Source organism: Primorskyibacter sp. S187A (assembly GCF_049800955.1).
In the GTDB taxonomy this organism is placed as follows: domain Bacteria; phylum Pseudomonadota; class Alphaproteobacteria; order Rhodobacterales; family Rhodobacteraceae; genus JAKVBH01.
The window spans coordinates 121,607-144,458 of the sequence record NZ_JBNAGA010000001.1 but is presented as its reverse complement, the minus strand read 5'-3'; the positions used below and the strand labels follow the sequence as shown (position 1 = coordinate 144,458).

Genomic DNA, 22,852 nt, shown 5'->3' with positions numbered 1-22,852 from the left:
GCAAACGACATGTGCGACAGAACGGGGCAACACGGATGAAATCGAGAACAAAGGTGGCCGTCATCGGAGGCGGCATTGCGGGATGCTCCACGCTCTACCATCTGACGCAGGAAGGCTGGACGGACGTTGTGCTGATCGAGCGCGATGAACTCACCTCCGGGACCACGTGGCATTCGGCAGCTCAGGTCACGAATTTCGGCATGAACCAGACGATGGTCGGCCTCAAGAGCCACTCGATTGCTCTCTATCAGAAACTGCGTGACGATCCGGACTACCCTGTGGGCTATCACCATGGCGATGGCGGCATCCGGCTGGCCAATACTGAGGCGCAAATGGAGGGCTACCGCCATTTTGCCTCTATGGCGCGGGGCATGGGGGTCACCTATGAGGTCATCGACGCCGAGGAATGCGCACGCCGACATCCGCTGATCTCGACGGACAATCTTCTGGGCGGGCTATGGGACGGCGAGGATGGTGACATCGATCCCGCACAGCTCTGTCAGGCGCTGGCCTTCCATGCGCGGCGGGCCGGCGCAGAAGTGTACCGGCAGACGGCCGTCACTGACCTCACCCAGCATTCCGACGACACCTGGACCGTGCATACAACACAAGGCGATATCGACGCGGATATCGTCGTGAATGCCTGCGGGTACAGGGTCAATGAGGTGGGCGCAATGATGGGCGTCAGCCACCCTGTCGCGTCCATGGAGCACCAGTATTTCGTGACAGATGACATCCCCGCGATTGTCGGGGCTGGCCACCGTATGCCGCTTCTGCGCTGCCCGATCTCGGATTATTATGCGCGACAGGAAAAGAATGGCCTGCTCGTGGGTTTTTATGAGCAGGACTGCCGGACCTGGGGCATGGATGGAATATCGCCGGACTTCTCGAATGATCTGTGCCCGGATGATCTGGAGCGCGTCATGGACGTTCTGGAGGGAGCCTTTGCGCGCATGCCTGCCTTGGCGGAGGCCGGGATCAAGCGGATCGTGAACGGCCCGATCACCTACACAATTGACGGAGCCCCCCTCGTCGGGCCCATTCCGGGCAAACGTAATGCCTTTTGCATCATCGGGTTGCGAGCGGGGCTCGGCGAAGGCGGCGGCCACGGCTGGTTGCTGGCCCAACAGATCGTGCATGGCGAGGCCTGCCATGACACCTGGGTCATTGATCCGCGACGCTTCACCGGCCACGCCACGGTCGAGCTCACGTCCCTCAAGGCGATTGAGGATTATCAAAACGAATTCCGCTTTCACTTCCCCAATGAACACCGCCCGGCAGCCCGCATGGCCAAGACAACGCCGCTCACCCCCGTGCTCGCTGCGGAAGGCGCTGCATGCACCGTCGTGAACGGATGGGAGCGCGCGGAGTTTTTCAAACCCGCGCCGGAATTTCGCGTCACCCATGGGTTCGGTTTTGATGAAAGCTTCGATCTTGTTGCGCGCGAAGTGCACGCCGTGCAATCGGGCGTTGGGCTGGCGGAAATCAACGGGTTCAATCGCATCGAAATAGCTGGCCCCGACCGACACAGTTTTCTGGACAGGCTCACCTGCGGACGCCTTCAAACAGCCGCCGGGCGTGTCGGCCTGTCGTATCTGCTCACCCCACAGGGCATGCTGAAAACCGAGGCCACGATTGCCAACTTGCCTGCATCCGCACGCGGGCCTGAACGGGTCTGGTTCGGCTCGGCCGCCGCGGCGGAGTATCATGACATGGACTGGCTCACCGCGCATTTGAGCCCGCACGAAGATGTGCAGCTGCGCAGTCTAACCAACGATCAAACGATCCTTCTTCTGGCCGGGCCGCAATCGCGCGACGTGCTGAGCGCCTGTGCGCGCGGCGATTGGTCCAGTGAGGCATTCCCCTGGCTGTCCGTTCGCGAATGCTGTGTGGGATTTGTGCCCGCCACTGTTATGAGCGTCAGCTTCTCCGGCGAACTGGCCTATGAGATCCACGTCCCCAATGCACATCTCTATGCCGCCTATACGGCGCTGCGGGCCGCCGGTGCGCCCCATGGGCTCAAACTCTTCGGCGCCCATGCCATCGAGTCCATGCGGATGGAGAAGGGGTTCTTGCACTGGAAGGCTGACATCCTGACGGAGTTTGATCCCTTTGAGACAGGGCTCAGTCGCTTTGTGCAGATGGACAAGGGCGCCTTCGTGGGGCGGGAGGCTTTGGCGCAGCGCGCACAGGCTGCCCCCAAAAATCGCCGCGTGAGCCTGCTGATCCATGACAGCACAGCACCTGCGCACCCTGGCGCGTCTCTCATGGACGGGACAAACGTGATCGGAACGATCACATCTGGCGCTTGGGGGCACCGCACAGGCAAGAACCTCGCTTATGCCTTTGTGCAAGCCAGCGAGAGCGCCATTGGCACGCAAATGATGCTCGATCTCTGCGGCAAGATGGTGCCCGCCACGGTCATCAAGGACGCACCATACGACCCCGAATTGCGCCTGCCGCGCGGCTGAGCGGGACACCACGACGCCATGTCGCAAGACGTGCGGACTATACAAGGCCCCTATTCTCCCCTATCACCCCGCGCTTGTGCCCACCGCGCCTGCAGCGGGGCAATACTGGCCACCCTCCGGCCCCGAGAGAAAAGACCACGCCTTGAAAAAACTTCTGCAAGATGCCCTCGACGCCAAGGGTTACACCGAGTTGACGCCCGTCCAATCCGCAGTTCTCGCTCCAGAGCTTGAAGGACGCGATCTCCTTGTCTCGGCGCAAACGGGCTCGGGCAAAACCGTGGGCTTTGGCTTGGCCATCGCGCCGCAACTGCTCAGCGATGACGCGGGCTTTGGCCGTGCTGATGCCCCACTGGGCCTCGTCATCGCGCCAACGCGGGAGCTGGCACTGCAGGTCAAACGCGAGCTGAGCTGGCTCTATGGCAAGGCCAATGCCGTCCTCGCGTCTTGCGTCGGCGGCATGGACATGCGGGACGAACGGCGCGCGCTGGAGCGTGGGGCGCATATCGTGGCCGCAACGCCCGGGCGTCTGCGCGATCACATCATGCGCGGCTCGATTGACCTGTCGCAGCTGCGCGCCGTCGTGCTCGATGAGGCGGACGAAATGCTGGATCTGGGGTTCCGCGAGGACCTTGAGTTCATTCTCTCCGAAGCACCTGAGGACCGGCAGACCCTGCTCTTCTCCGCAACCGTGCCCAAATCAATCTCGCAGCTGGCAAAGCAATATCAAAAGGATGCCGAGCGCGTCATCGCCAAATCCGAGACTCAGCAGCACGCCGACATCACCTACAAAGCCATGCATGTGGCTGAGCACGACACTGACAAGGCCGTGATCAACACCTTGCTCTATCACCGCGCGCCCAATGCGATTGTCTTCGCCAATACCCGCGCCATGGTCGCCCGGCTGACGGCGCGGCTGTCCAATCGGGGCTTCAATGTGGTCTCACTGTCGGGCGAGCTGTCTCAGAATGAGCGTACCCATGCGCTGCAAGCCATGCGCGATGGACGCGCACAGGTCTGTGTGGCCACGGATGTCGCCGCGCGGGGGATCGACCTGCCCAATCTCGACCTCGTCGTGCATGCGGAGCTGCCCTCGAACCACGAGACCTTGCTGCACCGCTCCGGGCGCACAGGCCGCGCAGGCCGCAAGGGCGTCAGCGCGCTCATCGTGACAAAGCGCAGCCGAAAGAAAGCCGAGCGCATTTTGCACATGGCCAAGCTCAAAGCGGAGTGGGGCGATGCTCCTTCAGCGGACGCGGTAAACGGGCGCGAGCAAGAACGCATGTTTGCCGATGAAACCTGGGCAACGGAGATCGAAAACTCCGAGGCGGAGATCGTTGAACAGCTGACCGCGCAATTCACGGCAGACCAACTGGCCGCGGCCTACCTGCGGCTCTATCGCGCGGCGCGCTCTGTGCCTGAGGAACTCTCCGATGTGGATGCGCAGCCCAAACCGCGCGTAGAGTTCGGGCCAAGCGTCTGGTTTTCCCTGTCCGGCGGGCGCAATGCAGGCGCGGAGCCGCGCCGTATCCTGCCCATGCTGTGCAAAGCGGGCGGCCTGACGAAGGACGACATTGGCGCCATTCGGATCCAACATGAGCACTCCTTTGTTCAGATAAAAGAGACGAGCGTTCCTGGGTTTCTGGCGCAGATCGGCGAGGGCATGGTCGTCGAAGATGGTCAGGTGCTCACACAGCTGGCCGAAGCGCCTGATCTGAGCCACAGCGCTGGCAAGCCCCCGCGCAAAGGCCCACCCAAAGGACGACCCGGCGACGCGCGCAAACCGCAAGGCTCCTTCGAGCGTGCACCGCGCGACGACAAACCCCGCAAGCCGCGCAACGAGGATCGCCGGTCGGACAAACCCGCGTCTTCCGCCAAACCTGCTCCCAAAGGCGATGCCAAACCCGCGCGCAAACCGCGCGACCCGGCCACGCACAACAAGGCGGCACCACGGCGCGACGCAACCGCGCGCACTGCGGCCCGTGACCCTGCAAAACGGGGTGGTGACGCACGGCCCACCAAACCGGGCAAGCCCAAGGGGCCCAAACCTCCTGTTGGCAAGCCCAACAGCAAAAAGAACAAGGCGCGCGCAGCTGCCAAGGCCCTGTCGGCAAAGGGAAAAGGAAAACCGGGCAAGCGCGGTTCCAAAGACTAGGAGCGCATTTGCGTGCCTTGCAGCGCCACACACTTAGAGACGTGCCCCCAAAAAAATCCCTACCGCATGGCGACATGAGACGCGCCATGCAGCAAGCAGCCGTTGCAACCCGTAGGGCGCGCCAACATCACAGGTCTCACGATTTCGGTTGCGATGATCAAAGAAATGGAATCACCGCCAGACGCATTTGCGCCTTTGGCACTCTTTCATGCGCGTCTGAAATTAAAAAACCAAAGCCCAGTTGGTTCAAGTCAACCAACTGAAAAGCTTTGGATAATTGGAGCGGGCGAGGCGATTCGAACGCCCGACCCTAACCTTGGCAAGGTTATGCTCTACCCCTGAGCTACGCCCGCTTCCTTGGGTGGGGTGGATTTAGGCCCTAGCGCTGCAGGCTGCAAGAGGAAAGTTGGGGAAGAGAGCGGTTTTTTTGTACCATCCCGACTTTGGGCGACCAAAACCTGCGGCACAGCTCAAGAAAGGCCCTACGCTGTGCGCGCCTATCCCGCCGCTCGCGCGATGTCAGCTCCCGGAAGACGAATCCTCTGAGGGCTGATCGGCACTCAGGCCCACGTCCTCGCTGTGCACAATGATCTGCTTTTCTCCCAATAAAACAATCCCATAGGCGCCCGGCTCATCAACAGACAACGCCGAACTGCCCTCCCCCAGAACCATCGGCATCTGATGGCACGGGCTTTTGAAGATCGAGTAGGACACCCCTTGCGCCACGCCGGAGATCGTGCGGTGCACATGGCCGCAGATCAGGTGATCCACGCCAGCATGGGCCAAAATCGCCAGCTCCTCAGAGCCATTGTCGAGCGCGATGGCGTCCATGCCGTCAAAACCCTGTGGCATTGGCGGATGGTGCTGAATCACCAGCGTGGAGGCCGTCCCTGCCGCGTCCAGCGCCTTGCGCAAAAAGGTCATGCGATCCGCGCAGAGATGGCCCCCATGATAGGGTTCCGTCTCGGGATGCAACGTATCCAATCCGATCACGTTCCAAGACCCAAACTCCTGAATTGATTGAGAGAAACCAGTCTCGGCGCAAAGCTGATCGGCAAACACCTTTGCAAAATTGGCCCGATTGTCGTGATTTCCCAACAACAGGGTGACAGGCAGGGGCACGCCGTCGAGATGCTCCTTGAGACGTGCGTATTCTTCCGGGCGTCCATGATGGGTCAGGTCTCCGGCGATGAAGATTGCCTGAGCATCCCCGTGATGGGCAAGGGCGTGATCCAGAGCAGCGACAAACCGGGCGGAGGGATCGAGGCCGATGATGGTCTCGCCTTCAGCGACAATATGGATATCCGTGAAGATGAGAATCTTGTGCATGAGCGCCTCCCCCTCGCGAAAAAAGCGCGTCTGCCGGGCCAGCGCAAGGGGAGCTTCGTGCGCGGGCGCATCGTTGGCGACAGGGGGCTTTTGTGCGATTTCCCCCTCAAATCGAACAAATTGGGTGTTGCGCTGCGATGCGGCGCGCACGGTGGGTGCGCAACAGGCGTTTGACCGGCTCAAACCCGAGTGACGCGCATGGGCAACATCCATCCAATCCGGACAAACACACTTCCGCGCGCTGAGCGCCACGCCTTAAAGCGGCTCCAGATACCGGGCGAACATCCACCCCTCCTGCCCTGCAATACTCAGGCGCCACCACGCGCCCTCCTGCTCCAGAACAGTGACAAGGGTGCCTGTGTCGAACGACCCAATTTCCGCGGCACCCACATTTGGCGCCACACGCAGGCGCACGAAATCGCCGGTGAGCCGCGCCATGAGCGGTGCGGGCACCGGTGTGGCCCCGGGATCGAGCCCGGGCGACGTCGCGCGGGATGTGGGCTGCGCCAGCGGCGCGGTGGCAGGCCATCTGTCCGGCGCTGTGAAGATCAACCTGTCCGGGCTCGGAGCCGCGCCGATCTGCGCCAATTGGACCTGCGCGCGCAGGGCGCCCGGGGCTTGCGCCACGGTCCGGATCTCCTGCACGACGGGCGGGGCCAACGGGGCCATCTCGTCCACCGCGGCCAAAGCCACCGCGCGGTCCTCAAAGCCTACGGGTTTTGGCGCGACCATTTCCACGCTCGCGGGCAAAGCCTCCTGCGCCTCATCCAGCCGCACATCGGCCATGGTCACTTGTGGATTGGCGTAGATGATCTCGGGATCGCCCTGCGTGATCAAGGCAAGCACGGAGAGCCCGATGAACAGCGTGGCCCCCATGCCCGCGCCGCCCGCAGAGGCACTTGCCGATGTCGTTTCCGCCGTCGCAGTCACACGCTCTCTCCCCGCAGCATCCCGCGCAAAGTCTACCACCGCAGGACAGCAGAGGCCACCGGGTCAGAGACGCAACACGCGCTGCACAGGATGCAAAAAGGCCCCGGCATCATGCGGGGCCTTTGCCTTGCGAGAAGAGCTCAGCACAGTGGTCAAGACCGCGCAGCCGGGGCCCCTGGATCACTCCAGTTCGATCAGCAGATCCTTTGCATCGATCTGGCCGCCCGCCTGAATATGGACAGCAGCCACGACCGCATCGCGTTCGGCGTGTATCCCTGTTTCCATCTTCATGGCTTCGATGGTCAGCAGCATGTCGCCTTCCTTGACCTTGTCGCCCGACTTGACCGCAACTGTCGCCACAACGCCGGGCATCGGCGCACCGATGTGATTGGCATTGCCCGCTTCGGCCTTGGCGCGTTTGGGCGCATTGGCCTGGGCCTTGCGATCAGGGACACGGATCGTGCGGGGCTGGCCGTTGAGCTCGAAGAAGACACGCACTTCGCCATCGTCCTGCGTCTCACCCACGGCGATGAGGCGAATCTCCAGCGTCTTGCCGGGATCGATCTCGGCGGTGATCTGCTCGCCCTGTTGCATCCCGTAGAAGAAGGTCTTGGTGGGCAGGGTGCGCACGGGGCCATAGGTCCGGTGGCGGCCCATGTAATCGAGGAAGACCTTGGGATACATGAGATAGCCCGCAAGGTCCTCATCATCGACGGCCTTGCCTTCCATCTGTGCCATGACATCGGCGCGTGTGGCTTCCAGATCGACCGGTTCGAGATGTTTGCCGGGTCGCTCGGTATTGGGGCTTTCGCCCTTGAGGACCTTGGCCACGATCGTCTCGGGGAAGCCGCCCGGAGGCTGGCCCAGATCGCCGCGCATCATGCCGACGACAGAATCGGGGAAAGAGACATCCGTGTCGGGGTCCTCGACCTCCGCGCGGGTGAGGCCCTGGGAGACCATCATCAGCGCCATGTCGCCCACGACCTTGGAGCTTGGCGTGACCTTCACGATATCGCCGAACATCTGGTTTACATCGGCATAGGTCTGGGCGACCTCGTGCCAACGCTCCTCAAGGCCGAGGCTGCGGGCCTGCGCCTTGAGATTGGTGAACTGGCCGCCGGGCATCTCATGGAGATAGACCTCGGAGGCGGGCGCCTGCTGGCCCGTCTCGAAGGCCGCATATTGCGCGCGCACGCCTTCCCAATAGTTGGAGATCTCGCGGATCGCGGCAGGGTCCAGCCCGGTGTCGCGCTCGGTATTGCGCAGGGCTTCGACGATGGAGCCCAGCGTGGGTTGCGAAGTATTGCCCGAGAGCGCGTCCATCGCACCATCGACGGCATCAACACCTGCCTCTGCAGCGGCCATGATCGTGGCAATCGCGGCACCAGAGGTGTCATGGGTGTGGAAGTGGATGGGCAGGCCCACCTCTTCCTTGAGCGCTTTGATCAGGGGCCGCGCGGCAGAGGCCTTCAAGAGCCCCGCCATATCCTTGAGGCCCAGCACATGCGCGCCCGCCGCTTTGAGGTCCTTGCCCATGGCGACGTAATATTTCAGGTCATATTTCGCGCGGTCGGGATCGAGAATATCGCCAGTGTAGCAGATCGCGGCTTCGCAGACCTTGTCGGCCTCGATCACCGCATCCATGGCCACGCGCATGTTCTCGACCCAATTGAGGCTGTCAAACACACGGAAGACATCGACGCCGCTCTCGGCGGCCTGACGCACGAAGAACTGCACCACATTGTCGGGGTAGTTGGTGTAGCCCACACCGTTGGAGGCGCGCAGCAGCATTTGCGTCATGACATTGGGCATGGCCTTGCGCAGATCGCGCAGGCGCTGCCAGGGGCATTCCTGCAAGAAGCGGTAGGCCACGTCGAAGGTCGCCCCGCCCCAGCACTCGACGGAGAAGAGCTGGGAGAGGTTCGCGGCGTAGGTGGGGGCCACGTTGATCATGTCGATGGAGCGCATGCGGGTGGCGAGCAGGCTTTGGTGCCCGTCGCGCATGGCGGTATCGGTGATCAGGAGCTGCTTTTGCGCCGCCATCCAATCGGCCACGGCTTGCGGGCCCTTGGCGTCGAGCAGCGTCTTGGTGCCCGCAGGCGGCGTCTCGACCTTGCGCGCGGGCGCTTTGGCGGGCTTGAGATCAGGGTGCGGCTTGGGCCGGCCCTGTACCTCGGGGTGCCCGTTTACCGTGATGTCAGCGATATAGGTGAGCACCTTGGTGCCCCGGTCCCTGCGGCGGCGGAACTGGAAGAGCTCCGGCGTCTCATCGATGAACTTGGTGTGGTATTGATTGTTGAGGAAGGTCGGATGCTTGAGCAGGTTTTCGACGAAGGAAATGTTCGTCGAGACGCCCCGCACCCGGAACTCGCGCAGGGCGCGGTCCATCCGGGCGATGGCCTTCTCGGGGGTCTGCGCCCATGCCGTCACCTTCGTGAGCAGTGAATCGTAGTACCGCGTGATGACGCCGCCCGCGTAGGCCGTGCCGCCATCGAGGCGGATGCCCATGCCCGTGGCCGAGCGATAGGCGGTGATGCGACCGTAATCGGGGATGAAGTTGTTCTGCGGGTCTTCCGTCGTGACCCGGGTCTGGAGCGCATGACCGTTGAGGCGGATGTCGTACTGGCTGGCTTTGCCGGTGGCCTCGGCGAGCGACTTGCCTTCGGCGATCATGATCTGGGCCTGCACGATGTCGATGCCGGTGACTTCTTCCGTCACCGTATGCTCGACCTGCACGCGGGGGTTCACCTCGATGAAGTAGAACTTGCCGGTCTCCATATCCATCAGGAACTCGACGGTGCCCGCGCATTCATAATTCACATGGGCGCAGATCTTGCGGCCAAGCTCGCAGAGCTCTTCGCGTTGTGCCTCGGACAGGTAAGGCGCGGGCGCGCGCTCGACGACCTTCTGGTTGCGGCGCTGAACCGAGCAATCACGCTCGTAGAGGTGGTAGATATTCCCATGGCTGTCGCCCAGGATCTGCACCTCGACATGGCGCGCGCGCACGATCATCTTCTCCAGGAAGCCCTCGCCATTGCCGAAGGCGGCCTCTGCCTCACGACGGCCTTCAAGGACCTTTTCCTTCAGCTCATCTGGCCCATGGATCGGCCGCATGCCCCGGCCCCCGCCGCCCCAGGAGGCCTTGAGCATGAAAGGATAGCCAATGGCCTCGGCCTCCTTGGCAATCGCGTCCCAATCATCGCCCAGCACCTCGGTGGCGGGAATGACGGGCACGCCCGCCTCCTCGGCCACCTTGCGCGCGCTGGCCTTGTCGCCCAGCATGCGCATCGTCTCGGCCTTGGGGCCGATGAAGGTGATGCCATTGGCGGCGCAGGCATCGACGAAATCGGGATTCTCGGAGAGCAGACCGTAGCCGGGGTGGATCGCATCCGCCCCGCATTCCTTGGCCACGCGAATGATCTCATCAATGGAGAGGTAAGCCGCCACAGGGCCCATCCCCTCGCCAATCCGGTAAGCCTCGTCCGATTTGAACCGATGCAGCCCCAGCTTGTCTTCCTCGGCAAAGACGGCGACCGTCTTCTTGCCCATCTCGTTGGCCGCGCGCATGATGCGGATCGCGATCTCGCCACGGTTGGCGACAAGGATTTTCTTGAAGTCTGTCATAAGCACTGTCCCGGGTGGTGCGTGTTTGGAGGCCTTGTAGGGCTTTTCCCATACTTGGTAAATTCGTGGAAATGGGTAGTCATGTCAGCGCAAAATGCGGCCATAGGGCGCATCGGTGCGCAGGACGGATCAAGGCTGGATGACGCTCACACCCGGAATGCGGGAAAGCTGGTAGATGTCCTCGTCATAGGCATTGGTGATCCAATCGACGTATTCATCGGTCCAGCCGGGGATATCGAGCTCCTCCTCGACCGCTTCTTCGAGGGCGAACTTGTCAAGGAAGGCCACCATGACCCGGCGCTTTTGCACTTCCGTCAAAGTCTGGTGCTTGTGCAGATAGGCGCGAAAGCGCTTCATCCCGTCCGCGCTCATGATCTCCGTCAGCAGATCAAACGCGCCCTTGATCTTGACGCCGGGGTCCAGACCCATGAGCTCACGCGCGATCTGCCCCCAGATCAGGGGCGTATCCTCGTTGCACCAGACCGTGATGGGCACATCAGGGGCATCCATGCGCAAGCGCTGGATCATTTCCGACCAGCGCAGCTGCGCGGCATCACAACCATTCAGAAACTCGGCAAAGTTGTCATGCGGCGTCGCATCGAAGACCGCGGGCAACCACGTGGCCGGGTTGCGCAAACCGATGAAGAGCTCGATCCGATCGCCGGGAAAGAGCCGCTGCAGGTCCGCCAGCCGTGCGCCTGCGCGCGGGTAGATCACACCAGAGCCAAGCGCCATCTTGGGCACTGTGAAAAAGCTCTCATGGCTCAGCACGAGCCGGTCCACACCCGGCCCTACAGAGCCCAGAATCGCATCCAGCAAAACCTCACGCGCATCGGGCGCAGGATCCGCGGCCGCAATCGCATTGACCGCTGAGGACAGTAATTTGCGGTAGCTGGAGGGCTTTGGCATGACCACACCTGCATCCGCGACATCTTCTGTGTTTTTGAACAACGTGCGAAGAAGCCTGTCGTCGTCAGTGCAATGGGCGCCAGCATGTAAAATGATCTGCATAACGTGGGGTTAGCACCGATCCCGGCGCGCGGCACGCCCTGACTTTTGAAAACTTCAAAAACATCGTCAAAATTTGACATTTTTGCACTTGCCGTAGCGCCCCTGTGCGATTAAACCCCGCCGCGTGCCCCTATAGCTCAGTTGGTAGAGCAACTGATTTGTAATCAGTAGGTCCGCGGTTCGAGTCCGTGTGGGGGCACCATAAAATCCCATATATAATTGATTTTAAAAGATAAAATGGTGTCACAAATTTACGGACCCCCGTCTAGTCCACCCTTTTTGTTGCGATGGCATGCGCCCTTATGTTCCGCCAGGCGTATGTTGATTGAATCAGAGGAAGGTTTTGACCTAGCATACAGAGCTCTTGGGAGACTTGTCGAAACCTGAGGGCATCGCGTTGCTCTCCAATCATGGAGACTTCGTGATGAGGATACTTTCAAAACGTCAGGTGAAGGAGCTTGTTCTGTACTCACCACAACACATAGCCCGGCTGGAAAAGGCAGGCCAATTCCCCAAGCGGGTACCGCTGGGCCCGAACCGGGTGGGCTGGGTTGAGAGTGAAGTGCTAGACTGGCTTCAAGAACGCTTGGCGCAGCGTGAAGTGCCAAACCGACACTCCTGATTTCAGGAGCTGGGTGGTCGGGGTTGCAAACCCGGCCATCCTTTCAATTTTTGGTGGCAAGAGTATGCTGTAGTTAACAACCTATTTTGGATTAAGAATTTTATGATTGAGCGCCTAGTTGTCAAAAATTTCAAAGCTTTGAGAGACACTGATATTGAATTCAAAACCGGATTCAATGTTCTCGTGGGTGACAATGAGTGCGGAAAATCCACAGTGCTGGAAGCCATTAACTTGTGCTTGACTGGGCAGTTACAAAAACGACCTGCGGCATACGAACTTCATCCTTTTTTGTTCAACCTGGGAGCCACCCAAGACTTTCTGAATGCTGTCCTGGCTGGGGAGAAACCGGATGCGCCAGAAATCTTGATTGAGCTCTACCTCAGCAATACTGCGCCAGCCGACTATCGCGGCACACACAACTCTTTGGGTTTGGATCGTTCGGGTATTTCACTGCGAATTTGCTTGGATGATGCCTGTGCCGAACAGTATGCCTCGTTCTTGGATCAAAAAGATCGCGTTTCGCTCATTCCGACAGAGTTCTACCACGTCGACTGGACACGCTTTGATGGCAACATGGTCAACCCGCGTGCACAACCGGTCAAATCTGTTCTGATTGATCCTAGCGCCATTCGAGACACTCATGGGGCCAATCGGTACGTTGTCGATACGGCACGCGATGTCCTTACCAAAAAGCAGCAAGCGGAGATATCAGTATCGTACCGATACATGCGTCACCTGTTTCAAGACGACGAAAACGTGAAGGCCATCAATTCCAAACTGAAGGAACGGGTCGCAGAAATCACGCAACGCGATATTTCGGTAGGTTTGGACATGACTGCTCGCGGCAACTGGGATTCGAATGTGCTGCCTCACATAGACCAGGTGCCACTCTCCCAGATAGGTAAGGGTGAGCAGAACGCCATCAAAATCAAGTTGGCAATGGTTGCAGGTGAAGAGATACCCATCGTCCTTTTGGAAGAGCCAGAGAACCATCTATCGCATTCAAAGCTGAGCGCTCTCATTGACGCTGTGGTGGCTGGACTTGGTGAACGGCAACTGATTGCCGCTACCCACAGCAGCTTCGTATTGAACAAGTTTGGCGTGGACCGCACGTTGCTTTTCAACGGATCGAACGCGACCAGGATCAACGAATTGTCTCCAGGTACGCGCGACTATTTTCTCAAGCTGCCCGGCCACGACACTTTGCGAATGGTTTTGGCTCGCCGAACCATTCTGGTTGAGGGTCCTTCGGACGAACTGTTTGTCCAACGTGCGTACGCTCAGGTCCATGGCAAATCGCCACTTGAGGATGGGGTGGAAATCATCACGGTGAACTCTTTGGCTTTCAAGCGCTTTCTAGAGATCGCTGAGAAGCTGAAGCTGGATGTGGCGGTGGTTACCGACAACGACGGTGATGTGGACGCGGTCAGGAAGAAATATGAAGCCTATGATGCTGTACCTTCAGTGCGGATTTGTTTCGACCAGGGCGATGAGGGTCTAAAGACCTTGGAGCCCCAGATTCATGCTGTGAATGGGCGCGAGAAACTGAACCGCATCCTCAACAAGAACTTTGCCACCGACGATGAACTCCTAGCTTTTATGGAGAACAACAAAACATCTGTGGCACTACAGCTGTTCGAGGCAAACGAAGTGCTGGATATTCCTAAGTACATTTCTGATGCCGTCGCCTAACCGGATCACTGTGGCATGCGCCGGTTCAGGAAAGACGACCGGTATAGCTTTCGAAGCTTGTGCCAACGACAAGACACGCCAAGCGTTGGTAACCTACACCATCAACGGTGCACGCGAGCTCCGAGAGAAAGTAGTTGAACAACACGGCTACGTGCCGGAGCATATCGAGATATTCACCTGGTTCACGTTCTTGATGCGACACTTTGTGCGCCCCTATCAACGGGCCATGTTCGATGCCAGACCGGTGCGTCGTTTAACTTGGGTGAACAGACAATCGACAAGGGGTATTCCCAAGTCTGCGACCGAGCGTTTCTATTTCTCAAGCCCCACCGGCATATACAGCGACAAAGTTTCGCAGTTCGCCTGTGATGTCATTTCAGTGGCAAAAAATGCCCCGCTGGACCGGATCGCTGAAATCTACGGGTCAATCCACATTGACGAGGCGCAAGACCTAGCTGGATACGATCTCGACCTAGTTGAACTTCTCTTGAAGTCTTCGATCAATCTTTCTTTGGTGGGCGATGTTCGGCAAGGCACCTACAAGACGAACCATTCTGCACGGAACAAACAATATTCTGGTGCTGCCATTGTCGGCAAGTTTGAAGAGTGGAATAAAGCCGAGCTTTGCACCCTAAATTACTCTTCAATTTCTCACCGATGCGTCCAATCGATTTGCAACGTAGCCGACCAGCTGTATCCAGACCTGCCCAGCGCAACTTCCAAGAACGAAACAGTCACTGGGCACGAGGGCGTCTATGCAGTTCGTGAATCTGACGTGCCGACTTACATAGCGAAGTATGCGCCACAGCCCATGCGACTGGACGCGAAAACAAAAACCAGCCTTGATGGAGTGCTCAACTACGGAGCCGCGAAAGGGATGACTTTCGAACGTACGTTGTTGTTTCCTCATGGGGCATTTCGCAAGGCTGTATCATCTGGTGACTTCGCTGCCCTCGGTGAGGCTGCACTAACCATTGCGAAAGTATACGTTGGTCTTACCCGCGCCAGACAAAGCGTCGCGATTGTCTTTCCAGACAATTTACAGCCCAAGCTCGTACCTATTTGGCAACCAGATTAAGCCGAAACCCCTATCCCCATAAACCGCCAACCCCAATCCCCAGCTATACCGTCTCATACCTCCAAAAGGCGTCACACAATCCAAGACCATTTCGAACGACTTCATACACTTAGAGCGATTGAAAATCGCGCAGACCCTAAACAACCCCCACCACAATCGTTCTTGACCCGCCCCCACCAGAACGCTTTGATACCGCTGTTATTTTATTGTCATTTAAGGGTGGGGATTTATGGACCTTCTTTTCAATCGTGAGCAGAGCAATGCTGCTTCTGGCGGTGTTAATTTCAAGCTCTGGGGCAAGATCGAGCTGGATGAAGACGAGAAGTCTATCGTTTCAAAATACAAGTTCGATCAGGCCATTCTGATCTTTGCTGATCAACCAGGTCTGCTACGAAAATCCGTTTTCATCGGCATTGGAGCCATGGTTGCTGCGATGGTCTTGCTCAACCAGATGGGCATGATGGGAGCGCTGATCGCGCTCGCTGCCGGAATCGGTGCTGGATACTGGTGGTACCACCAGAAGCGCGAAACGATATACGTCAAAGACCTCCTGCATGGTCGGCATTTCAACTGTGACAGCGTGGTTGAACTGGCCCGCAAAGAAGCGTGGCTCGGGACCGTTGTTTCATTCCTGCGCCAAGTGATGGAGAGCGCCAAGCACTGGGATGGAACCGAGCGACACACTGTCGAACCACTTTCCAAGGATGAAGCGCGGCAGGTTATCATAAAAGGCCTCTGAGGTGCCGGTTCATCTGCCACAACGGATGCATGCCTTTGTGCATGGCCTGTTTCGGTCCAGTGATGAGACCGAGACCCGCGAGCTGTATGCGCAGGTCAAAGCGCTGTTTGGCCGTGCTGGGCTCGACCCCTTGTCTGCCCAGTTGGATGTCGCGGAGATGGCTGCAAATCGAGCAGCCGAAGCCCTTGGAATACCGCCCGGTCATCCGCAGCATGGTGTGGTCAGAAAGCTGGCAATCGACCTACTGGCTGCCGAGGGACATTTCACGCTGCCGGACATCGACTGGACCGAACGTCGATCAATCACCGCGTGGTGGGAATTGCGCGATGAGCTTAATGCACAGCGCCCGCTCTTGAAGAACTTCGAGCAAACCGTTGATCTTATCACTGACGCGCTGGTGTTTGTCTTTCGTCCGCTGCTCGATGGCTGCCCAGCCTTGTTGGAAACCTCACCAGAAACGGGCGGGATCAGGGTGCCGACCAATCTCCTCCATAGCCACACCGACCTTCCAGGCGTACTTGAACACTGCCTGCAAGTTGGCCTCGATGAGGACATCAAAGAAGCCGGGTTGTTCCCGAAACTCACGGATCGTCTTGAGCGCAATCTGGTGGCCGCATCCGGCGGCAATCCTGCTGACCCCGGTTCGTTCACTCGGCAACCGAAGACCCCATCACAATCGGAAGAGAAAGACCCAGCCCGGCTCGTGCAGTCGTACCTGGCTGGAACGCCGCTCTCTGCCATCTTCGATCAGACTGTGACCTATACCATCCCGCAGTCAGTACGCTTTGAACATCACCACCTTGTCGCTGGGAGCGGACACGGCAAAACCCAGACTTTGCAGTATCTGATTGCTAACGATCTTGAGGCTGTAGCGGCAGGCGAACAAAGCGTTGTTGTGCTCGACAGCCAGGGTGATTTGATCCGCAATATTGCTGGTCTGAAGGAATTCGCGCCTGGCGGACCATTGCATGACCGTGTGGTCATCATCGACCCGACCGACGTTGAATATCCGGTGTCGCTCAATTTGTTTGATGTGGGACTGGAGCGGCTGCAGGAGTATCCGCTGTTGGAGCGTGAACGTCTTACCAACTCGATCCTGGAGCTCTATGACTTCGTACTCGGCACGCTCCTAGACGCCCAGATGACGCAAAAGCAGAACGTCATCTTCCGATATGTCACGCGGCTCATGCTGCATATCCCTGACGCCACCATTCATACGCTGCGCGAGCTGATGGAACCGGGCAGTGAGGTGAAGTTCGCGGGTAACATCGCCAAGCTTGAAGGCACGGCTAAACACTTCTTTGAAACCGAGTTTTCGGGCCGAGAATTTGAACAGACTAAGAAGCAGGTTTTGCGTCGTCTTTGGGGCATACTCGAAAACCAAACCTTCGAACGAATGTTCAGCCATCCTCGGTCAAAGCTCGACCTCTTTTCCGAACTGAATGCTGGCAAGGTGATCCTGATCAACACCGCCAAAGACTTGCTGAAGGAACAAGGCAGTCAAATTTTTGGCCGGTTCTTCATTGCGCTGATTGCCCAGGCGGCGCAGGAACGCGCTACGCTGAAGGAACGCGACCGCATTCCAACCCTCGTCTATATCGACGAAGCCGCCGACTACTTCGACCGGAACATTGGTCTCATCCTGGCCCAGGCCCGGAAATACAAGGTGGGCATGGTCTTGGCCCACCAATACCTCGGGCAGCTGGAACCCAAACTGCAGGAGGCGTTCGCGGCCAATACGTCAATCAAGTTTGCGGGCGGTGTTTCCGCCAAAGACGCTCGGTCACTCGCCCCGATGCTGTACACCGATGCCAGCCTGATAGAACGCCAACCCAAAGGCAGCTTTGCCGCCTATGCCCGTGGCGTATCGTCTGGTGCGGTGCCGCTGTCATTCCCGCTGGGTTTCCTGGAAGCCAAGGAGCGTATGGATCGCGCGGAAGGCGAGGCGTTGAAAGCCAAAATGCGCGACCGATACGCCGTCCACTACACGAAACTCGCTGAAGAAGATGAAGCGGATCAACCAGAGGAATCTCAAGATGCCGATGACGACAAAGGCGACGCGGAAGAACCTGGCGCGGTTTATGCAAAACCAGAGGACAAGCCCAAAGATGACGGTCCAAGCACAGATGCGAGTGATCAGTGGTGACCGACGCGCTTGGCCGACGCTCGAGCCATGAACGCCAGTCGACTGGCAAGCGGGTGCGGTTGTCTGAACGAGACTTGTTGTGGCTTGAAAAGCTGCACCAGCACGGCCCGCTGCCTACCTCATACCTCCTGGCATACACGGACGCTCTCCGTGCCAGCGACAAGCGCCAGAAAGAACGCCTGGGCGATCTTTTCCACGAAGACAATACAGAACACGGGGGCGCGTATCTCGACCGACCACCGCAGCAATTTGCTACACTGAAGGCCGGATACAACCAACTGGTGCATCAAGTGGCTCCAGCCGGACTGAAGGCGCTCAAGGATGCCGGTCTCGCACACGAATCCAGCGCACACCACGGACCTTGGGTCCATCGACACATGGTGGCATGCACCACTGCGTCCATTGAACTGGCAACGCTGCTACGACCAGATGTTTCCTTCATCCCGCAGCACCAAATTCTAGAACGCGCCAAGACGACGCTGAGTTGCCCGGTGCGGATCAAAGACAGTGTGTCTGGCCAGCTGGTGCGCAAGGACCTCAAACCTGACGCCTTGTTTGGCCTGATCTATCACACGGATGAAGGCGACAAGTTCCGCTTCTTCGTGGTCGAAGCAGACCGTGGGACTGAGCCGGTGACTTCCCGCAACTGGAACCGAAAGAGCTTTGAGCGGCATTTGGCGCAATATGAAGCCTATGTGGCGGGTGAAGAGTACAAAAGGCATCTCAACCTCACCGCCAATCTGCTGGTTCTGAACGTAGTGCCGGACGCCGAGCGCCTTGAGCTCATGCGCCGTCAAACGCTTAAGCAGCTCGGCTCTTGCTCATATCATCTATTTCAGACTTTCGCAGAGTTTGCCGCGCCCTGGCGACCCCCAGAACCAAGCCACGCGCTCCTGAAGAGCGCGTGGTTACGGGTTGGATATTCAGATTTCTTGATTGATGGGGTCTAGCCCATGGCGTCAGCCAGCTTGTCTGGCGGACCATTGATCACTTCTTCGGCCAAAGCCAAAGCATCGAAAACAATCATGTTGCGCGGCTCTGTTTCGAAGAAGCGACGTTTCTTCTCGGGCAAGTACCCAATCAGATCGGGATGCCGCTTCACCGCACTCTCCGCTTCTTCGTACTTCGACTGGAAGATGCGGGGGCGGGATACCGTGACGTCGAGAACATAGTTGTGGCTGGCTAGCTCTGCGATAGAGGCGATGAGCCGCCGAGAACGACCGCCCTTGCGGCATTCTTTGTCGCATTTCTCGGTGACAACGACATCGGGCTTCAGCATGTTGATCAGTTCCTGGACAAAGGCGACCAGGTCGGTGGCTTTGCCAGAGACGGTCGTGGTCACCGCCCAATCAAGCAATTGTGTGCCTTCGAGGAACACGTAGCCGACCCGACCTGATGATACCGCGACCGACAAAACCCTAAGCGCCGCCATGATCCTGGCCCTCAGCCAATCGACGCTTCATACGCGCCAGCGAGCCGGGGCGGTTAAAGGTGCTCATCGCCTTCCGTCCAGGTGCCGGAAGCGTTGAGAGCCGGATTGATAAGTGCTTCTTCCGCTCGGCCATTACCTCCGCAAAGAAGCCTTCGAAGGAACGGCCATAGACGAGCGACAGATCGATGATCTCAATCAGGCTGGGACGGCGTTTGCCGTGTTCCAGCTGTGAGACCACCGTCTGATGGGTATCAAGAAGATGTGCCAGATCATCTTGGGTATAGCCCGCTTTCTTACGTGCCAAACGCAAGTCGAGGGCAAATTGAGAACTCATATATTGTACTTAGTGACTAATCCTCGTGGTGGGAGGATGTTCAGTCTAAGTCGTCGAAGAACCCGTTTCTAGCAGGCAAGATATGGTCTGACGTTATAGGTTCGGCGGGATCGCGTTTTGCAGGACGAACGTATCGTGCGGTGCGGGTGCGCGGAACCGGACCCCTAACGGGTCCGGCTACCAGCGATCGTACGCAACTGCGTGTTCGTCTCTGCCAAAACGAAAGAACAGGGCTCAGCAACATACAGACAATTCAGGAATAGACTTATGCTTCTAAGCCCCGGAGAGCGGCTGAACTAGCCGAGGCTGGATATCTAGTATACGCGTTTGAAACATAATTCTTTCAGCGCAGGACAGATCGGGCTACTTGGCAAGGGTGGGCGCTAGGAGGCAAGAAATAATCGACAATGAAATTTGCGGCCAATACGATGCCCTCATATTTTGAAAGGCAAATTAAATGAGTGAATTTTGGGCACTAGATGTCGAAACGGCAAACACAGACCTGTCTTCAATTTGCCAGATCGGCATGGTGCAATTTCGAGATGGTGAGCTGGTAGACAGCTGGTCGTCGTTGGTCAATCCAGGCTCATATTTTGATCCGTACAATATCAGCATTCATGGAATTACTGAGACCGATGTTGCGGGCGCACCTGTCTTTAGGGATGTGTTTGCCACGCTAACAGAATGTCTTTCCGGTGCCGTGCTCGTGCATCATGGGCACTTTGACCGTACAGCCTTTGCTCGCTGCTACGACCGCTTTCAGCTCAATCCTATCGATTGTGCTTGGCTCGATAACACAAAGGTTGTTCGGCGCACTTGGTCTGAATTTTCACAGCGCGGATATGGTCTGAAGAGTCTAGCGAAGCACTTCGGCATTGAGCTGGATCACCACGACGCGCTGTCTGATGCCAATGCTGCTGCGGAGATCATGGTGCGTGCGATTGCGCACTCTGGCAAAACTATCGAGGAATGGCTTGAGGCGGTTAGATATCGAATTACCAACCCGGATAATCCAAAGGATGTCCGCCGTGACGGAGAAGTTGACGCACCGTTCTTTGGCGAGAAGATCGTTTTCACTGGAGCCTTAGCTGTGAAACGGAGTACGGCGGCTGACGTAGCTCAGAAGCTGGGGTTTGATGTCCAGAATGGCGTGAATAAACAGACTACGTTTCTATGTGTCGGTATTCAGGACACAGCGTTGCTCAACGGGTATGAGAAAAGTTCGAAACATCGCAAAGCAGAGGCGCTCGCTGAAGCTGGGCACGAGATTAGCTTTTTGAGCGAAGACGATTTTTGGTCAATTGCGAAAGCGCATGACACTGGCGAGGTTTAGCAATTTCAACATGAAAACCGCCCTATCAAGGGCGGTGTCGTCTAGTATTCGGAAGCCAGCATGATCGTCAGCAAGCGATGCGTGCAGCCCTCGTTTGCGGGGTTTTCTGAGCCTTGCTGCAGTGAAGGATCGTAGTAGTCGAGCTTGAAAAAGACCTTCTCGCCTTCCAATTCGATGGCTCCAAAGTCATGTTCGCCCCAAGGGTCATTGTCGTCAGAAAATTCGTCGAAATCCCGCACTGCTTTGACCGCCGCGACCGCAAATTCACCGCCTTTTTCCTGGATACCCGAGGTCAACATGATCGAACCACGACCTTGTCCAGTTGTGCGGAACCGGTCATTCAGCTCGCGGATGCGTTGGTTTTGCGGCAGATCTTGATGTGACCAAACCAATTCTGTCGTAGCTTCGCAGCTCTGGCAAAACGCCTGATCGTGGGTTGTCTCAAGTTCCCACAACCCAAACTCCGGGTTCCAGCAGGCCCAGGCATCTTTCACCACCCGTTCCGACCCGCACGCTTTGCAGTGTGGCACGGAACCGATGTCACCAGCGACGTCTTCTTGCAGTATTCCCATGGTTCATCTCCTTCAGCATGGAGCGAGCAGGAGACATTCCTGCACGCTCCGCTGGAGGCGATGGAAAGATCGGTCTGGGGGTATTTTGCCGGTGCCGACGTTCGGCGACTAGCGGTCAAGTTATGCGCTCAGATTATGACGAATATCTTGGCTACTAGCTGAAATCGCACGGTCACCGATACTTTGGGTAATGCGTACTCCTATCATTGGCCTGGCATTCCGCCGGTATCAAGACATGACACCGTTTGGTGTCGGGATTCGTGAACGACTCCTCCATACCTACGCGATTGGCCAAACCGGCACTGGCAAGACGACGCTTCTGCAGAACCTCGCTTGGCAGGACGCCAAATTTGGCAACGGCTTTTGTCTCATCGATCCGCATGGCGACCTTGCCGAAAGCCTGCACCGCCAGATCAAGCAGCCGCACCATTGTTGGGATGTTGCTAACTCAGCCTGCAGTCTTGGATACAATCCGCTCAAACGTGTTGGTGAGCAATACCGCCCGCTGGTCGCCTCCGGCTTGATCGAAACGCTCAAGAAGCAATGGCCGGATGCCTGGGGCGCAAGGATGGAGCATTTGTTGCGCCACGCTGTGTTGGCGCTTCTAGAGCAGCCGCAAGCCGACCTGCGCGACCTGATGCGATTGTTCGTATACAAAGGCTATCGCCGCCAGGTCACCGAAGCTCTGACCGATCCCCAAGTTCGCTTCTTCTGGAAACACGAATTTCCGGCGTTGAACTACCAAACGAGCGTCGACGGTGTGTCACCGATTGCCAACAAATTAGGGGCGTTTTTGGCGCACCCGGCGGTGCGTACAGCGCTGTGTGAACCAGCGGAACCGCTGAGCTTTCGCTCGGTCATGGACAGCGGGCAGATACTTATCGTGAACTTGGCTAAAGGACGTCTGGGGGCGGACGTATCCAACGTTATGGGAGGCCTAATCACGTCCAGTATCATGCAAGCAGCATTCACCCGTCACGGTCTGCCCGAAGCCGCTCGACGCCCATTCTTCCTCTACGTCGATGAGTTTCATAACCTCACCACCAAGACCTTCGCCGGGATGCTCTCAGAGGCTCGCAAGTATGGTCTTGGACTCGTTCTAGCCCACCAGCATCTGTCCCAAATTGATAACGACGTGCGAGACGCCATCATCGGGAACATTGGCAACCAGATTGTCTTTCGGGTTGGTGCCAGTGACGCGCCCTTCTTCGAACGGCAGATGCCGACGTTTTCAGCCTTTGATTTCCAGAACCAACCAAACCACCGAGCTAATGTCTTGCTAACTCATCAGGGCGAACGCCTGAAGCCGTTCACGGCCTCTATGTACCCGCCGTATCATGGCGGTTCATAAGTTGGCTGCTAGGAAGATTTCTTGTGTCGCCTATCA

At 58.0% G+C, this 22,852-nt stretch carries 17 protein-coding genes and 2 tRNA genes; 11 read left to right on the top strand and 8 right to left on the bottom strand.

Features of this window, described 5'->3' with window-relative positions; genetic code table 11:
- The first annotated feature begins 35 nt into the window (after positions 1-35).
- Both ACP15S_RS00755 and ACP15S_RS00750 read left to right on the top strand, forming a co-directional pair.
- Positions 36-2,471: an FAD-dependent oxidoreductase gene (locus ACP15S_RS00755; RefSeq protein ID WP_425037522.1), complete on the top strand. Its 2,436-nt coding sequence runs from the start codon at positions 36-38 to the stop codon at positions 2,469-2,471.
- 142 nt (positions 2,472-2,613) lie between these two features.
- A complete protein-coding gene (locus ACP15S_RS00750) occupies positions 2,614-4,623 on the top strand; it encodes a DEAD/DEAH box helicase (protein WP_425037520.1) in 2,010 nt (669 codons plus the stop codon).
- Between the two features lie 278 nt (positions 4,624-4,901).
- Here the strand turns inward: ACP15S_RS00750 and ACP15S_RS00745 are convergent.
- From ACP15S_RS00745 to ACP15S_RS00725, 5 genes are all read right to left on the bottom strand, one after another.
- Positions 4,902-4,976: transfer RNA gene (locus ACP15S_RS00745), tRNA-Gly, on the bottom strand.
- Between the two features lie 166 nt (positions 4,977-5,142).
- Positions 5,143-5,952 carry a phosphodiesterase gene (locus tag ACP15S_RS00740; RefSeq protein WP_425037518.1) on the bottom strand — a complete coding sequence of 270 codons (810 nt, stop codon included), beginning with the start codon at positions 5,950-5,952 and terminating at the stop codon, positions 5,143-5,145.
- A 255-nt stretch (positions 5,953-6,207) separates the two neighbouring features.
- Positions 6,208-6,882, bottom strand: coding sequence for an SH3 domain-containing protein (locus ACP15S_RS00735; protein ID WP_425037516.1), 675 nt, complete (start codon positions 6,880-6,882; stop codon positions 6,208-6,210).
- A 180-nt stretch (positions 6,883-7,062) separates the two neighbouring features.
- Entirely contained in the window at positions 7,063-10,506 is a 3,444-nt protein-coding gene (locus ACP15S_RS00730) for a pyruvate carboxylase (RefSeq protein ID WP_425037514.1), read from the bottom strand.
- Positions 10,507-10,635: 129 nt separating this feature from the next.
- Positions 10,636-11,457 (bottom strand): hypothetical protein, encoded by an 822-nt coding sequence (locus ACP15S_RS00725; protein ID WP_425037512.1) that lies wholly within the window; start codon positions 11,455-11,457, stop codon positions 10,636-10,638.
- Positions 11,458-11,643: 186 nt separating this feature from the next.
- Between ACP15S_RS00725 and ACP15S_RS00720 the strand changes: the two genes are divergently transcribed.
- The 7 genes from ACP15S_RS00720 (at position 11,644) to ACP15S_RS00690 (ending at position 18,744) form a co-directional block, all read left to right on the top strand.
- Positions 11,644-11,719 (top strand) — tRNA-Thr (locus tag ACP15S_RS00720).
- A 222-nt stretch (positions 11,720-11,941) separates the two neighbouring features.
- Positions 11,942-12,139, top strand: a complete 198-nt coding sequence (locus tag ACP15S_RS00715; RefSeq protein ID WP_425039622.1) for a helix-turn-helix transcriptional regulator — start codon at positions 11,942-11,944, stop codon at positions 12,137-12,139.
- A 102-nt stretch (positions 12,140-12,241) separates the two neighbouring features.
- A complete protein-coding gene (locus ACP15S_RS00710) occupies positions 12,242-13,831 on the top strand; it encodes an ATP-dependent nuclease (protein ID WP_425037510.1) in 1,590 nt (529 codons plus the stop codon).
- Positions 13,818-14,909 (top strand): UvrD-helicase domain-containing protein, encoded by a 1,092-nt coding sequence (locus tag ACP15S_RS00705; RefSeq protein ID WP_425037508.1) that lies wholly within the window; start codon positions 13,818-13,820, stop codon positions 14,907-14,909. Before ACP15S_RS00710 ends, ACP15S_RS00705 begins: the two co-directional genes overlap by 14 nt.
- A 229-nt stretch (positions 14,910-15,138) precedes the next feature.
- Complete coding sequence (locus tag ACP15S_RS00700; protein ID WP_425037506.1) at positions 15,139-15,648, top strand: hypothetical protein; 510 nt, start codon at positions 15,139-15,141, stop codon at positions 15,646-15,648.
- A 1-nt stretch (position 15,649) separates the two neighbouring features.
- On the top strand, positions 15,650-17,794 hold the full coding sequence (locus ACP15S_RS00695) for a type IV secretory system conjugative DNA transfer family protein (RefSeq protein WP_425037504.1): 2,145 nt from the start codon (positions 15,650-15,652) through the stop codon (positions 17,792-17,794).
- On the top strand, positions 17,791-18,744 hold the full coding sequence (locus ACP15S_RS00690; protein WP_425037502.1) for a replication-relaxation family protein: 954 nt from the start codon (positions 17,791-17,793) through the stop codon (positions 18,742-18,744). Before ACP15S_RS00695 ends, ACP15S_RS00690 begins: the two co-directional genes overlap by 4 nt.
- Here the strand turns inward: ACP15S_RS00690 and ACP15S_RS00685 are convergent.
- Together ACP15S_RS00685 and ACP15S_RS00680 are read right to left on the bottom strand one after the other, a co-directional pair.
- Positions 18,741-19,226 (bottom strand): hypothetical protein, encoded by a 486-nt coding sequence (locus ACP15S_RS00685; protein ID WP_425037501.1) that lies wholly within the window; start codon positions 19,224-19,226, stop codon positions 18,741-18,743. The genes ACP15S_RS00690 and ACP15S_RS00685 overlap by 4 nt on opposite strands.
- Positions 19,213-19,560, bottom strand: a complete 348-nt coding sequence (locus ACP15S_RS00680; protein ID WP_425037499.1) for a helix-turn-helix transcriptional regulator — start codon at positions 19,558-19,560, stop codon at positions 19,213-19,215. Before ACP15S_RS00680 ends, ACP15S_RS00685 begins: the two co-directional genes overlap by 14 nt.
- A 457-nt stretch (positions 19,561-20,017) precedes the next feature.
- On the opposite strand from ACP15S_RS00680, the gene ACP15S_RS00675 reads away from it, so the two are divergent.
- Positions 20,018-20,893 (top strand): exonuclease domain-containing protein, encoded by an 876-nt coding sequence (locus ACP15S_RS00675; RefSeq protein ID WP_425037497.1) that lies wholly within the window; start codon positions 20,018-20,020, stop codon positions 20,891-20,893.
- 41 nt (positions 20,894-20,934) lie between these two features.
- Here the strand turns inward: ACP15S_RS00675 and ACP15S_RS00670 are convergent, their stop codons facing one another.
- Positions 20,935-21,465 (bottom strand): DUF3768 domain-containing protein, encoded by a 531-nt coding sequence (locus tag ACP15S_RS00670; protein ID WP_425037495.1) that lies wholly within the window; start codon positions 21,463-21,465, stop codon positions 20,935-20,937.
- Positions 21,466-21,700: 235 nt separating this feature from the next.
- Here ACP15S_RS00670 and ACP15S_RS00665 point away from each other — a divergent pair, with 235 nt between their 5' ends.
- A complete protein-coding gene (locus ACP15S_RS00665; protein WP_425037493.1) occupies positions 21,701-22,816 on the top strand; it encodes a type IV secretory system conjugative DNA transfer family protein in 1,116 nt (371 codons plus the stop codon).
- The last annotated feature ends 36 nt before the right edge of the window (positions 22,817-22,852 follow it).